Raw genomic sequence first — 13775 nt, forward strand, 5'->3', positions numbered from 1 at the left:
AGCGATGTCCAACACAAAACAGGCCCCCAAAGTAGGATTCGTCTCCTTGGGTTGCCCCAAAAACCTGGTCGATTCAGAACGCATCCTGACCCAGCTGCGTACCGAAGGGTACGATGTGGTGCCCAGCTATGACGATGCCGAGCTGGTCGTCGTCAACACCTGCGGCTTTATCGACAGCGCGGTGCAAGAGTCGCTGGAAGCGATCGGCGAAGCGCTGGCCGAGAACGGCAAGGTGATCGTCACCGGCTGCCTCGGCGCCAAAGAGAATCAGATCCGCGAGATCCACCCCAAGGTGCTCGAGATCACCGGCCCCCACGCCTACGAAGAGGTGCTGGGCCACGTCCACAAATATGTGGAGAAGCCGCAGCACAACCCCTTCACCAGTCTGGTTCCGGCCCACGGCGTCAAGCTGACCCCGCGCCACTACGCCTATCTGAAGATTTCCGAGGGCTGCAACCACCGCTGCACCTTCTGCATCATCCCCTCCATGCGTGGTGATCTGGTGAGCCGCCCCATCGGCGACGTGCTGGCAGAAGCCAAGCGCCTGAAAGAGGCGGGCGTGAAGGAGCTGCTGGTGATCTCCCAGGACACCTCCGCCTACGGCGTCGATGTGAAGCACCGCACCGGTTTCTACGACGGCATGCCGGTCAAGACCAGCATGGTCGCCCTGTGCGAAGAGCTGGCCAAGCTCGACATCTGGGTGCGCTTGCACTACGTCTACCCCTACCCGCACGTGGATGACGTTATCCCGCTGATGCGCGATGGCAAGGTACTGCCCTACCTCGACATCCCGCTACAGCACGCCAGCCCGCGCATCCTGAAACTGATGAAGCGCCCGGGTACGGTCGAGCGTACCCTGGAGCGGATCCAGAAGTGGCGCGAGATCTGCCCGCAGATCACCCTGCGCTCCACCTTTATCGTCGGCTTCCCGGGCGAGACCGAGGAAGATTTCCAGATGCTGCTCGACTTCATCGACAAGGCGGAGCTGGATCGGGTCGGCTGCTTCAAATACAGCCCGGTCGAAGGGGCGCTGGCCAACGAGCTGCCGGATCCGGTACCGGAAGAGGTACAGGAAGAGCGCTTCCAGCGTTTTATGGAGCTGCAACAGCAGGTCTCCATCCGCAAACTGGCTCGCAAAGTGGGTCAGGAGATGACCGTTATCATCGACGAAGTGGACGAAGAGGGCGCCACTGGCCGCTCTTTTGCCGATGCACCGGAGATCGATGGTCTGGTCTACCTCAACGGCGAAACCGGCCTCAAGCCGGGCGACATGGTCAAGGTGCGGATCGACGAATCCGACGAATATGACCTGTGGGCCAGCCTGATTGGCTAACCCTGCCATGGGTAAACACGCCGCGCGTTGAGCCGATAGCGTTCAACGTAACTAAACAAAAAGCGCCTGATGGCGCTTTTTGTTTAACAACTACTGGCGATAAACCGCTAGCCGAGGTCGTGCAGTGCCTTGCCAAGGGGCGCTGTGAGGCGCAAATCAGAGAAGTGCACCGCCAGTCCCTGCCGCTCCGGTGTGCAGCACATCACCCCGATAAAGCAACTTTCGCCTGGCGGAAACGGGGCTAGACGCAGCAGCGGCCACACCTTGCCATCTGAATGCGAAAGGGGACTCCCTCCGACGTAGGTGGGAGGGGAATTTCGCCGGGGCGTCAGCCCCGCTGGTTTTGAATGTATTGCTTGATCACCTCCAACGGCGCACCGCCGCAAGAGCCAGCAAAGTAGGAGCGTGACCAGAGCTCGGGCTTACTGTAAGCACCTCTTAAGTCCAGGAATTCATTGCGCAGTCGCCTTGATGTGACTGCCTTCAACGAGTTCACCAGTACCGATAGCTGTACTGTTGGGCCGTACTCTATCAGCATGTGAACATGATCAGCCTCTCCGTCACACTCTTTCAGTTCCGCGCCAAAGTCGTTACAAACCACAGTGGCATACTGATTGAATGCGGCAAGGTGTAAATCGCCCAATATCTTTTTTCGATACTTGGTCACAAACACCAAGTGAACATGGAGGAGATAAGCGGCATAGCGTGACTTATTGATGTTTATGACTTGCATTCAATGACTCTGTTCGGTGTAATGATGCGAAGAAATATTGCTACATACTGAGTATTGAATGCAAATTCTTAAAGCCTACAAATTCCGACTTGATCCGACTGAACAACAAGCACAACGCCTGCGCCAGTTGGGCGGATGTGCTCGTTATGTCTGGAATCACGGGCTGGCAGAAACCAAACGCCTTCTTGATGCTGGCGAAAAACTGCCTTCTGCTTTTGAGCTGAACCGGATGCTCACCAGTTGGAAGAAAGACCCGGAAATGGCCTTTCTGGTTGAGGCATACACCGACAACCTCCAGCAGAAACTCAAGGATTTGCACGGCGCGTGGATGCGCTGTTTTGATAAGAAACTCGCCGCCAAGGCTCCTGTTTTCAAGAAGAAAAGCGACAACAGAGACTCAATCAGATTTGTCAACTTCGACAAGTATTGCCGCCTTGAAAAAGGGCGAGTGAAGCTGCCAGCCGGGCTGGCTTGGGTCAAGTTCCGCCAGTCCCAGCTAGTTGAAGGGAAGATTAAAAACGCCACTGTCAGCCAAGCCGCCGGGCACTGGTATATCTCCTTTCAGGTCGAGCAGGAGCACCCCGAGCCAGTTCACCCGTCCGGCTCAATGGTCGGGCTGGATGCGGGTATCGCCAAGCTCGCAACCCTGTCAGATGGTACGGTGTTTGAGCCCGTCAACAGCTTCAAAACCAATCAGGCCAAGCTGGCAAGGCTCCAACGCCAGTTGAGCAAAAAAGTAAAGTTCAGCAGTAACTGGAAGAAGCAAAAAGCCAAGATCCAGCGGCTGCACTCACATATCTCCAATACCCGCCGCGATTACCTTCACAAGGTCACCACGACAATCAGCAAAAACCACGCGATGATTGTTATTGAGGATTTGAAGGTTTCCAACATGTCAAAATCAGCAGCGGGCACGACAAGCCAGCCGGGGCGCAACGTCCGGGCAAAATCAGGGCTGAATCGTTCGATATTGGATCAGGGCTGGTTTGAGCTACGCCGCCAGCTCGAATACAAGCAGGCATGGCGAGGCGGTCAGGTGCTGGTGATTAATCCGGCCTACACCAGCCAGCAATGCGCCTGTTGTGGGCACGCTGCGAAGGATAACCGCCTGACGCAAAGCCAGTTTAAATGCGTTGCGTGTGGTTATGAGGCGAACGCCGATGTGAACGGCGCTCGCAATATTTTAGCGGCGGGACACGCCGTTTTAGCCTGTGGAGGAGCGGTGCAAACAGGCCGCCCGATGAAGCAGGAACCCGGTACTGCGAGAGCAGCTATCACCCAGTAATGGGAATCCCCCTCCTGAGACGCGAAGCGCGAAGGTGGGGGAGGATGTCAAACCAGGTGCTGCGCCAAAAATCGGTCTGCTAGTCCGTTACCACCAGCAAACCGTCATCTGTCTGGTGCCATTCGGCGGGCTCATTGAGCCAGCGCCATTCCATCCCTTCCATCATCCTGCTTTGCTCCCTTTTATCCCGCGTAATCCCGCACAAATGGGGCTAGCCAACGCCTCGTCCGGTCACGACAGGTCATGGCTGCGCCTCTGCGGAACCCATAAAAGGAGTCAATAGTGTCGCTATTGCTGCCCCGATACAAGGCTTGTGCGTTGCGCCATCAGTGCGTCCCAAAAAGCGCGGGGGGCCTGATGGCCCCCCGCAAACACACCGGATGAGAAAATGCCTTACTTGGCGGCGCTATCCTTCACGCACTTCTGGACAAAGCTGTTCTTGGCCGCGCCAGCCAGCTTCTTGTCGGCTGCCGCCTTCTCGCACTTGGCCGCCGGATCCACCGCCGCGCCCGTCTTCACGCACTTCTGGATAAAGCTGTTCTTGGCCACACCGGCCAGCTTCTTGTCGGCGGCCGCCTTCTCGCACTCACCGCTCGCGGCGCCAGTGGCATCTTTCACGCACTTGCCGACAAAGCTGGTCTTGGCGGCGCCGTTAAGCTTTTTGGCTGCGGCCTGCGCCTCGCACTGCAACTGGGCTGCGTCGTTGGCAAAGACCGGATTGGCCAGCAGCACGCTGCCGCAGAGCAGGCCGAACAGGATGGTACGCTTCATGGGTGATCTCCTCTCTATCTGGTGATGTGTTTGCATGGTCATATTTGCATGACGATGTGTTGCAAATGGCTGTGATTGCAACATCTGATTGTTGCCGCAGATCCCCCGCCTCGCCAGCTTGGGAGCGGAGCAAAGGGCAACCATCGCCCGCACTATAGCGCCGATTGGCTGAGCGGGATGGTCCCCAGCCAACCCTTCCCCGACGGCAAGTCTGCCCCCAACTTTCCCGCCACGCCCGCCAACTCCAATAAAATCAAGGGCCATGGGAATCCGGTTCCCGGTCAGAGCGATTTGTTGAGCCAGCGCAAAAAACCAGTCATTACTGACACTTACGTCATTTTTTGACTGGCACGACCAGATTCGACTGGCTTAACATAGCCATCCGGTGCCTATTCATCAGTGATGGGCTGCTGCCCCGCTGGTTAATGGAGCATATTGGAAGCTGTAATCCACGGGCGGTAGCGTGGGTTTTGCACAGTGATTGATGCATTGCGTAGGTTGGCGCTGAGCGTAGCGAAGCCCAACACGCGAGCCCTCGGCCAGTTGGTGGCCATTCGGTGCAACCGAACAGACTGGATATTTCCGGAAAGGAGAACCATGCGCTATCGCCGAGCAACAACCAGTGGGGCATGTTGGTTCTTCACCGTCAACCTGGCTGACCGAAAGCAGGATCTACTGGTACGTCATATCGACCTGCTGCGCGAAGTGCTCCGCCACGTCAAACAGCAACACCCCTTCGAGATTATTGCCATGGTGGTGATGCCGGATCATCTCCATGCCATATGGCAACTACCGCCGGGTGACAGTAACTATCCCATGCGCTGGTCTCTAATCAAGGCCGGCTTTTCACGAAGTCTCGCCAAAACAGAGCGGATACGGGAGAGCCGACTCAGAAAACGGGAACGCGGTATCTGGCAACGCCGTTATTGGGAGCATCTGATCCGGGATGACAAGGATCTGCAAGCCCATGTCGATTACATCCATTTCAATCCGGTCAAACATGGTTATTGTGCCAAACCTGTCGATTGGCCTTACTCCTCCATTCATCGCCATATCGCCGCAGGATGGATAACGCCAGATTGGGCCATTGATAGTGACTCGCGTCGGGAATAATCGACTTGGGATATGTTGTAGGTTGGCGCTGAGCGCCGCGAGGCCCAACAAACGGGAGATATGATTTCCCAAATAAGATCATTTTTGACCATATAGAATCGATAACCAAAATCAAATCTAGGGAAGGTGCGAACAAGTGGATCGCACCTTCACCACGAACTCTTTGTCCGCATTTGAAATGCCCATCACTCCAAAAACCTGACTTTTTGCTGCAAGTATTCGGCTATTAAGCGCCATTTAGCCTCATTTTCGAGGCTTATCTCGATTTTTGGGCACAGCTATCCCATGCCCGTATCATCTGGTCCACGCGAAACAGATTCGCCAGCGTAAACAACATCGCCAGTTGGTTGTCGTTCTTACGCAGCCCCTTGAACCGCGCCTTCACAAAGCCAAACTGACGTTTGATGATCCGAAACGGGTGCTCCACTTTGGCGCGGATGGAGCCTGTAAATGATTCTGTGTAACTGCCCACTCCATTACAGGTGACCGTTCAGGCGATCACCGAACTCGATAATAAAGCGATTTAGGGCAAGCTTCCAATTCTGGATCGGCATGGTCCATTTCTTGGAGGCCTGCTGTATCGCGAGAAACGCCACTTTTAGCGCAGAGTCGTCGGTCGGGAAGAGCTTCCTTTGCTTGGTCGCTTTGCGCAGCACGCTGTTCAACGACTCAATGGCATTGGTGGTGTAAATCACCTTCCGGATGGCGGGGGGATAATCGAACAGCGTGATCAGATTATCCCAGTTGCCCTGCCAGGAGCGCGCTATTTGCGGGTACTGGCTATCCCAGCGCTCGCCGAAGGCCGCCAGCGCCTGTTGAGCCTCACGTTCCGTCGCAGAGTGGTAGATCTGCTTCAGATCCGCCGTCACCGCCTTGTAGTCCTTCCAGGAGACATAGCGCAACGAGTTGCGCACCATGTGGACGATACACAGTTGAACCTTGGTCTGGGGATACTCCACAGCAATCGCATCAGGAAAGCCCCTGAGACCGTCCACACACGCAATCAGGATATCTTCCAGGCCGCGATTCTTCAGCTCGGTCAGGACCGACAGCCAGAACTTTGCCCCTTCGATCTCGGCCAGCCACAGGCCTAACAGCTCCTTGTGACCCTCCATATTGATGCCCAGTGCCAGATAGAGCGACTTGTTAATCACCCGCTGGTTCGCGCGGATCTTCAGCACAATGCAGTCCAGATAGACGATGGGATAGAGTGGATCCAGCGGCCGGTTTTGCCATTCGTGGACCTGCTCGATGACGCGCTCGGTCACCTTCGATACCAGCCCTGCCGAGATGTCGGCGTCATACATCTCTTTGAACGCGTCCACGATGTCACGGGTGCTCAAGCCCCTGGCGTAGAGGGCGAGGATCTGGTCGTCCATCTGGGTCAGGCGGGACTGGCCCTTGCGGACAAACTGAGGCTCGAAAGAGCTGTTGCGATCACGAGGCGCCTGGATGGTGACCTCTCCGTGCTGCCCTTTGAGGCGCTTGGTGGAATAGCCATTGCGATTGTTACCGGTCCCGCGGCCTTGTGGGGCGTGTTTCTCGTAGCCTAGGTACTCGTCCATCTCGGCATTGAGCGCGGTCTCGACGGTGAGCTTGATCAGCTGTTGGGTGAGGGTGCCGAGATCTTTTTCAGACTTGATGTCTTTGGCCAGCTCAGCGGCCAGTGCTTTGAGTTTGTCTTGGTCCATTTGCTTACCCACGAAGGTATCCTTTTGAAAAAGTTACTTATTCGTGGGCGGTTACACAATTGGATTTACAGGCTCCGCGGATGCTGGATTTGAGCCTCTCAAAGGCAATCACAGCCTTGTTTTTGTGCGGATGTTTTTTGAGCTCCTTGAGCCTGCCAGGTCGCATCGCAATCGCCCATTGTGCCTTTACATCTGCCAGCTCTTCACGGTTTTCTGCACCCTGATATCCTGCGTCAGCGAACACAAATGCCTCCTCGCCATGGAGCAGATTTCCCACTTGATTGAGGTCGTGCTCATTGGCTGCCGTGGTCTCCAGACTGTGCGTCAGGCCACTCTTGGCATCGACACCGATATGAGCCTTCATGCCGAAGTACCATTGATTGCCTTTCTTGGTCTGGTGCATCTCGCCGTCACGCTCGCCACGCTTGTTCTTGGTCGAGCAAGGGGCCTCAATGAGAGTGGCATCGACCAACGTGCCTTGCTTCATCATGATGCCGGCGTCAGAAAGCCATTGGTTGACGGTGTCGAAGAGCTGCCGGGCCAGCCGGTGCTGCTCCAGCAGATGGCGGAAGTTCATGATGGTGGTACGGTCGGGGATGGCCTGGTCCAGTGAGAGCTTGGCAAACAGACGCATCGAAGCAATCTCATAGAGCGCATCCTCCATGGCGCCGTCGCTAAGGCTATACCACTGTTGCATGCAGTGAATACGCAGCATGGTATCGAGTGGGTAGGGACGACGGCCATTACCTGCCTTGGGATAGACGGGCTCGATGACCGCCAGCATCATTGCCCATGGGAGCAACGCCTCCATACGAGCTAGGAATAACTCCTTACGGGTTTTGCGGCGTTTGCCATTGAAAACTCGCTATCCGCGAAGGTGAGCTGATGATTCATGCTGAACCTTATCCCTGATGCCAAGTGGGGCTCATGATCTCACATCAGGGACTTGTTCGCACCTTCCCTAAGCGGCTTAGCCCACCAAAAACGCTCTTAACCGGGCAAACTCCGCAGGCAAATTAACGGAGAGCAGCGGCAGTTCGGCGTGCTTGGCCAGCGGGCCGGGCAGCGGTACATCGAGATTGAGGATCTCGTCTACCGACTCCTTGAACTTGGCGGGATGGGCGGTGCAGAGGAACACCCCCACTTCGTCCTCGGCCAGCTGTTCCTCCAGCAGATCCCAGGCAATGGCGCCGTGGGGTTCGCAGAGGTAATCCAGCTGATGCAGGCGTTTGAGCGCGTCGCGGGTCTGGGCATCGTCACGCATACCGGAGCCTAAGGTCTCCAGTGCCCAACCCTTGCGACGGCAGAGCTCTTCTACCCGCGGCCAGTTGTTGGGGCGGCTGACATCCATGGCATTCGACAGGGTGGCCACTGTCTGGTGCGGCTCCCACTGACCGGTTTTCAGGTAGCGCGGCACGGTATCGTTGGCGTTGGTGGCGGCGATAAAGCGCTTCACCGGCAGCCCCAGCGCCTTGGCAATCAAGCCTGCGGTGAGGTTGCCAAAGTTGCCGGACGGCACGCTGATCACCGCCTTGGCGCGGTCGGCTTTGGGCAGCTGGGCCACCGCCTCGAAGTAGTAGCAAACCTGCGCCAGCAGACGGCTGATATTGATGGAGTTGGCTGAGTTGAGGCCAATGGCCTTTTTCAGCGCCTCGTCGTCAAAGGCCTGTTTCACCAGCGCCTGGCAGGCATCGAAGTCACCGTCGATGGCGATGGTGCGAATATTGCCGCCGAGGGTGCAGAAGAGCTTCTCCTGCAGCGGGCTTATCTTGCCCTTCGGGTAGAGAATGACCACCTCGATCCCCTCCAGCCCATAGAAGGCGTGGGCCACGGCGGCGCCGGTGTCGCCGGAGGTGGCAGTGAGGATGGTGATATTGTCATTTGTTCTAAAGGTGGCGAGGCACTGGGCCATAAAGCGGCCGCCAAAATCCTTGAATGCCAGGGTCGGGCCGTGGAACAGCTCAAGGGCATAAGTGCCATCTTTCAATTTGACCAGCGGTGCCGGGAAGGTGAAGGCGGCGTTGATCAGCTCGCTGACCTTGGCGGCGGGCACTTCATCCCCCAGCAGGTGGCTCAGGATGCGGGCAGAGCGTTCGGCCAGCGGCAGATCCAGCAAGGCATCCACATCGGCGAGCGCTTCGAGTTGTTCGGGGAAGAAGAGCCCCTGTTCGCGACCCAAGCCCTGACGCACCGCCTGCGCGAAGCTCACCTGTTCGCTGTTGTCCTTGATATTGTAGAGATTCATAGCTCGCTTCCTGTTACCCGTGCCCCGGCCATGTCCAGTTTGCAGACCCGGGCAAATCCATCTTCGTTCTGCACAAAATGTGCTTCCATCCAATCCTTCATTCGCTCGGCCTGCGCCAGATCCTTCATCACCACAAAGACGGTGGGGCCGGAGCCGGAGATGCCGGTAGCGAGCGCCCCGTTCTGGGCCGCCTGCGCCCGCACCTCGGCAAAGCCTTCGATCAGCGCCGCGCGGTAGGGCTCGGCAATCACGTCTTTCAATACGCTGGCGGCCAGCCCCTCCTGCCCGGTGTAGCTGGCGTGGACAAAGGCAGCCAGGCGACGACCGTAGGTGAGGCAATCCTGACGGCGATATTGGGCCGGCAGGATGGCGCGGGCGGCGGCGGTAGAGACCACAGTGCCCGGGTAGCAGACCACCCAGTACCACTGCTCGAACACCGGAATGCCCTGACTGATAACGCCGTGCTCTTCCAGCACCAGCTGCATGCCACCGAGATAACAGGGGGCCACGTTGTCGTAGTGAACGGAGCCGGAAATGCGCCCTTCCATCTCCCCCATCAGCAGCAGCATGTCGTGCTCGTTGAGCGGCTCACCGTGAAAGGCGTTGAGCCCTTCCAGCGCCGCCACCACGCTACAAGCGCTGGACCCCAGCCCCGAGCCGACCGGCAGGTTCTTCTCCAGCACCATTTCGAGCGGCTTGAGTGTCAGGCCGCGCTTCTCCAGCGCCTCGCCATAGGCAACCCAGCAGTCAAACAGGATATTCTTTTTCGGATCGTCCGGCAGCTTGTGGGCGTAGCGGCCCACGGATGAGAGCGCAAAAGGCACGTCAGCGGTTTTCACCTGCACCCGATCGCCGAGCAGGGTGCCATTCACGGGGGCGAGCGCCGCCCCCAGTACATCGAATCCCACGCTCAGGTTGGCGCTGGAGGCGGGAGCATAGGCGACCACGCTACTGCTCTGGTACATGTCTGAACTCATGCTTATAGCTCCTGCTTCCAGTTCTGGGTGCGCAGCACATCGGCAAATACGCCCGCCGCGGTCACTTCGGTACCGGCGCCGTAGCCGCGCAGCACCAGCGGGATCGGCTGGTAGTAGGTGGAGAAGAAGGCGAGCGCGTTTTCCCCGTCTTTGACCTTGAACAGCGGCTCATCGCCACCGACCGCCTTGATGGCGACCTTACACTTGCCACCTTCGATGGAGCCCACATAACGCAGCACCTTGCCTTCACGCTGGGCAGCGGCGAACTGGTCGCGGAACCAGCCGTCCGCTTCGGGTAGGCGGGCCATAAAGGCTTCCACGTCGCCACTGACGTCAAATCCGGGCGGCAGCGCCTGCTCGACTTCGACATCGGAGAGCTCCAGCGCCATGCCCGCCTCGCGAGCCAGAATGAGCAGCTTGCGCGCCACATCCATGCCGTTGAGATCGTCGCGGGGATCCGGCTCGGTAAAGCCGTTGCTGCGGGCGATTTGGGTCGCCTCGGAAAATGCCATCCCCTCATCCAGCTTGCCGAAGATAAAGGAGAGCGAACCGGACAGGATGCCATCGAAGGCGCGCAGCTTGTCACCGGCCTTGATGAGGTTCTGCAGGTTCTCGATAACCGGCAGGCCCGCACCCACGTTGGTCTCGTACAGGAACTTGCGGCGAGTCTGACGAGCAGTGCGGCGCAGCGCCTTGTAGTAATCGAGCGAACCGGTGTTGGCCTTCTTGTTCGGGGTGACCACATGGAAACCGGCGGCCAGGAAGTCGGCATACTGCACGGCCACCGCCTCGGAGGAGGTGCAATCGACGATCACCGGGTTGATGATATGGCTATCTTCCACCAGCTTTTTCACCCATTCCAGCGAGAAGCTGTCGCGGGCCTCGACCAGCTGTTCGCGCCAGTTGGCGAGGTTGAGGCCATCCTTGTTGACCGCCATCTGGCGGCTGTTAGCGATGCCCACCACCCGCAGGCCAGTGCCCTGCTCGGCCAGTACCGGTTGCTGGCGGGCAATCTGATCCACCAGCGCGGCACCGACGCCGCCGACCCCGACCACAAAGAGGTCGATAAAGTGCTGGCTACCAAAGAAGTTCTGGTGACACGCCTTGATGGCTTCCGCCACCTTGCGATCCCGCACCACCGCCGAGATGGAGCGCTCGCTGGAGCCCTGCGCAATGGCGACGATATTGATGGAGGCTTGCGCCAGCGAGGTGAAGAAACGGGCTGCCATCCCTTTGCTGGTGCGCATGCCGTCACCGATGAGGGAGATGATCGCCAGATCGCTGATGATATCCAGCGGCTCCAGCAGCTGGTTTTTGAACTCCAGCTCGAACTCGCGCTCCAGCACCTTGCGGGTCTTCTCACTGTCGTAGCTGTGGATACAGAAGCTGACGCTGTACTCGGAAGATGACTGGGTGATCAGCACGATACTGACCCCGGCGCGGGAGACGGCGGAGAAGATGCGACCGGCCATGCCGACCATCCCCTTCATACCGGGGCCGGAGACGTTGAACATGCACATGCCGGACAAGTCGGAGATGGCCTTCACTTTCAGGTCATCGTCGCCGCTCTCGGGGCCGATCAGGGTGCCCGGACCTTGTGGGTTGAAGCTGTTCTTGATGAGGCAGGGAATATGGAACTGGGCCACCGGCGCGATGGTTTTCGGGTGCAGCACCTTGGCGCCGAAGTAGGAGAGTTCCATCGCCTCCTTGTAAGAGAGGGTTTTCAGCAAGTAGGCATCCGGTACCAGACGGGGGTCGCAGCTGTAGCAGCCCTCGACGTCAGTCCAGATCTCGCAGCACTCTGCATCGACACAGGCGGCCAGCACGGCGGCGGAGTAGTCGGAGCCGTTACGGCCCAGCAGCACGGTTTCGCCCTTGTCGCTGCCGCCGGTAAAGCCCGGCATCAGGTAGAGGCAATCGCTACGCAGACCCTTGGCGGCAAAGCGCAGACGGGAGGCTTCGATATCGACGTGGGCTTCCAGATAGCCGCCGTCGGTGACCAGCAGCTCTTCCGGTATGATCAGCTCCAGATCCAGACCGCGCACCCGCAGCAGTTCGTGCATAAAAGCGATGGAGAGGTTCTCGCCACGGCTCAGAATGCGCGCCTGCACGTTGTCCGGGCAGAGGCCCAGAAGACGGATGCCCTGCATCAGCCGCTCAACCTGATCCAGCTCGGCGGTGAGACGGGCCAACAGCGCCTTGTCATCGAGCGCCGGATAAGCCGCCTTCAACCCGGCCAGCAGGCGGGAGAAGATGCCGTTGACTTCAAACAGGGTGGAACTGGCATCCATGCCGCGACTGGTCTGTTCCACCAGCGCCACCAGATGATTGGTCACCTTGGCAGGCGCAGACAGCACCAGGGCTACCTGAGATTGGCCGTGGGTATTGACCGCGATATCGGCCACCCGTAAAAAACGCTCTGCATCGGCCAGTGAAGACCCGCCAAATTTCAACACTCTCATCGCTTTCTCTCCCTGTAAATCTATGAAATTCAATCTAAAAACCAATCCAACAAAAAGGCCCGTACTGGGTGGGTACGGGCCTTTTCTGATTTCTGTGCTTGTTCGTCAGCGCATCAACCGGCCCCAGTGCCACCTGTGGTGGTACCGGTAATAATGGTGGTGGTGATGACGTTGGTGAATAACTGCATGACGAACACTCGTTGACGAAGCTGGCTTTTAGCAATACCGCGGCGGGCGATGGGCTGTCAACTTAAACCTCTTTGCTACTCACGCCCAAATCGGCGCGCAAGGTCTTTGCAGAGCAGATGGAGCATGTTCAAATCCCGCTGCGGCAGCATGGGCACCCGGTCCATCACCCATTGATGCAGTTTTTCATCCTGCGAAACTCCGAGCTCACCCAGCAATTCTGCTGTTTTGCTTTTCAGCACCCGAACCTGCCCGGCGTTATCAAAATTTTCTGCTACCGCAGCGGCGCCGTCGGCGTTCAGCTCATCCATCAGCTGACTCATCTCGTAGGCGTAGAGCATGATCGCCTGCCCCAGATTGAGGGAGGGGTAGCTCACCTTGAGCGGCAGATAGCTGATGAGATCGACCTCGGCCAGCTGCTCGTTGGAGAGTCCCGACTCCTCGCAGCCAAAGACGATGGCGACCTTGCCGAGCGATGGCTTGATGCGGATCTGCTCGCGGATCTCCCCCGGCGTGAGGTAGTGCTGGTAGCGACCGCGCTCACGGGCGGTGGTGGCGATCACCAGATCCATGTCAGCCAGCGCCTCGGGCAGGGTATCGAACGCCTCGGCCTGGGTCAGGATCTCCTGGGCGCCGTGGGCCACCCAGCTCGCCTCCTCCTCTTCGTGTACCCGGCTCGCCACCAGTCGCATGGCATCGAATCCCATGGTTTTCATGGCGCGGGCCGCCGCCCCCACATTCGCAGGACGGGCAGGTGCCACCAGGACAAAATAGAGCTTCATCGGGTTTCCTCACAGGCCGGACGGCCTCTCAAACAGACTGCAAACAGTCGCTAAACCATCAGCAAAACAGGGGCGCAATCTACCGTTTATCCCCGAAAATTGCCACTTGAACAGACGTTTCAATGTTGCGATAGTGGCCTGACGTGTGAACAAATTACACCCAATCCTTCGCGCTATCGGCCCGACAGATCACAAGG

Annotated in this window: 10 protein-coding genes and 3 pseudogenes; 3 read left to right on the forward strand and 10 right to left on the reverse strand. The window is 58.1% G+C overall.

Annotated elements, in window-relative coordinates:
• Nucleotides 1–4: 4 nt before the first annotated feature.
• A complete protein-coding gene (gene rimO / locus OKC27_RS13370; RefSeq protein ID WP_064341428.1) occupies nucleotides 5–1333 on the forward strand; it encodes a 30S ribosomal protein S12 methylthiotransferase RimO in 1329 nt (442 codons plus the stop codon).
• Nucleotides 1334–1440: 107 nt separating this feature from the next.
• Here the strand turns inward: rimO and OKC27_RS13375 are convergent.
• Nucleotides 1441–1608, reverse strand: a pseudogene (locus tag OKC27_RS13375) (DUF1349 domain-containing protein); the annotation flags it as partial.
• A 53-nt stretch (nucleotides 1609–1661) separates the two neighbouring features.
• A complete protein-coding gene (gene tnpA, locus OKC27_RS13380) occupies nucleotides 1662–2066 on the reverse strand; it encodes an IS200/IS605 family transposase (RefSeq protein ID WP_064341427.1) in 405 nt (134 codons plus the stop codon).
• A gap of 58 nt (nucleotides 2067–2124) precedes the next feature.
• Here tnpA and OKC27_RS13385 point away from each other — a divergent pair, with 58 nt between their 5' ends.
• Nucleotides 2125–3351: an RNA-guided endonuclease InsQ/TnpB family protein gene (locus tag OKC27_RS13385; RefSeq protein WP_064341426.1), complete on the forward strand. Its 1227-nt coding sequence runs from the start codon at nucleotides 2125–2127 to the stop codon at nucleotides 3349–3351.
• Nucleotides 3352–3744: 393 nt separating this feature from the next.
• Here the strand turns inward: OKC27_RS13385 and OKC27_RS13390 are convergent, their stop codons facing one another.
• Complete coding sequence (locus OKC27_RS13390) at nucleotides 3745–4122, reverse strand: hypothetical protein (protein ID WP_064341425.1); 378 nt, start codon at nucleotides 4120–4122, stop codon at nucleotides 3745–3747.
• Between the two features lie 597 nt (nucleotides 4123–4719).
• Here OKC27_RS13390 and OKC27_RS13395 point away from each other — a divergent pair.
• On the forward strand, nucleotides 4720–5235 hold the full coding sequence (locus OKC27_RS13395; RefSeq protein ID WP_127008408.1) for an REP-associated tyrosine transposase: 516 nt from the start codon (nucleotides 4720–4722) through the stop codon (nucleotides 5233–5235).
• 256 nt (nucleotides 5236–5491) lie between these two features.
• Here the strand turns inward: OKC27_RS13395 and OKC27_RS13400 are convergent.
• The 7 genes and pseudogenes from OKC27_RS13400 to OKC27_RS13430 all read right to left on the reverse strand — a co-directional run.
• Nucleotides 5492–5683: pseudogene (locus OKC27_RS13400) on the reverse strand (transposase); the annotation flags it as partial.
• Nucleotides 5684–5711: 28 nt separating this feature from the next.
• Nucleotides 5712–6926 carry an IS256 family transposase gene (locus OKC27_RS13405; protein WP_270806377.1) on the reverse strand — a complete coding sequence of 405 codons (1215 nt, stop codon included), beginning with the start codon at nucleotides 6924–6926 and terminating at the stop codon, nucleotides 5712–5714.
• 76 nt (nucleotides 6927–7002) lie between these two features.
• Nucleotides 7003–7820, reverse strand: a pseudogene (locus OKC27_RS13410) (IS5 family transposase); the annotation flags it as partial.
• Nucleotides 7821–7896: 76 nt separating this feature from the next.
• A complete protein-coding gene (gene thrC / locus OKC27_RS13415; protein ID WP_127008406.1) occupies nucleotides 7897–9171 on the reverse strand; it encodes a threonine synthase in 1275 nt (424 codons plus the stop codon).
• The gene (gene thrB, locus OKC27_RS13420) at nucleotides 9168–10148 is read right to left on the reverse strand and encodes a homoserine kinase (RefSeq protein WP_182939204.1); all 981 of its coding nucleotides are present in this window, start codon (nucleotides 10146–10148) and stop codon (nucleotides 9168–9170) included. The genes thrC and thrB overlap by 4 nt, the downstream gene beginning before the upstream one ends.
• Nucleotides 10149–10150: 2 nt before the next feature.
• The gene (gene thrA / locus OKC27_RS13425) at nucleotides 10151–12610 is read right to left on the reverse strand and encodes a bifunctional aspartate kinase/homoserine dehydrogenase I (protein ID WP_270806375.1); all 2460 of its coding nucleotides are present in this window, start codon (nucleotides 12608–12610) and stop codon (nucleotides 10151–10153) included.
• Nucleotides 12611–12873: 263 nt separating this feature from the next.
• Nucleotides 12874–13578, reverse strand: a complete 705-nt coding sequence (locus OKC27_RS13430; protein ID WP_182939203.1) for a tRNA/rRNA methyltransferase — start codon at nucleotides 13576–13578, stop codon at nucleotides 12874–12876.
• Nucleotides 13579–13775: the final 197 nt, after the last annotated feature.

The organism is Aeromonas sp. QDB62 (genome assembly GCF_027705695.1).
In the GTDB taxonomy this organism is placed as follows: domain Bacteria; phylum Pseudomonadota; class Gammaproteobacteria; order Enterobacterales; family Aeromonadaceae; genus Aeromonas; species Aeromonas allosaccharophila.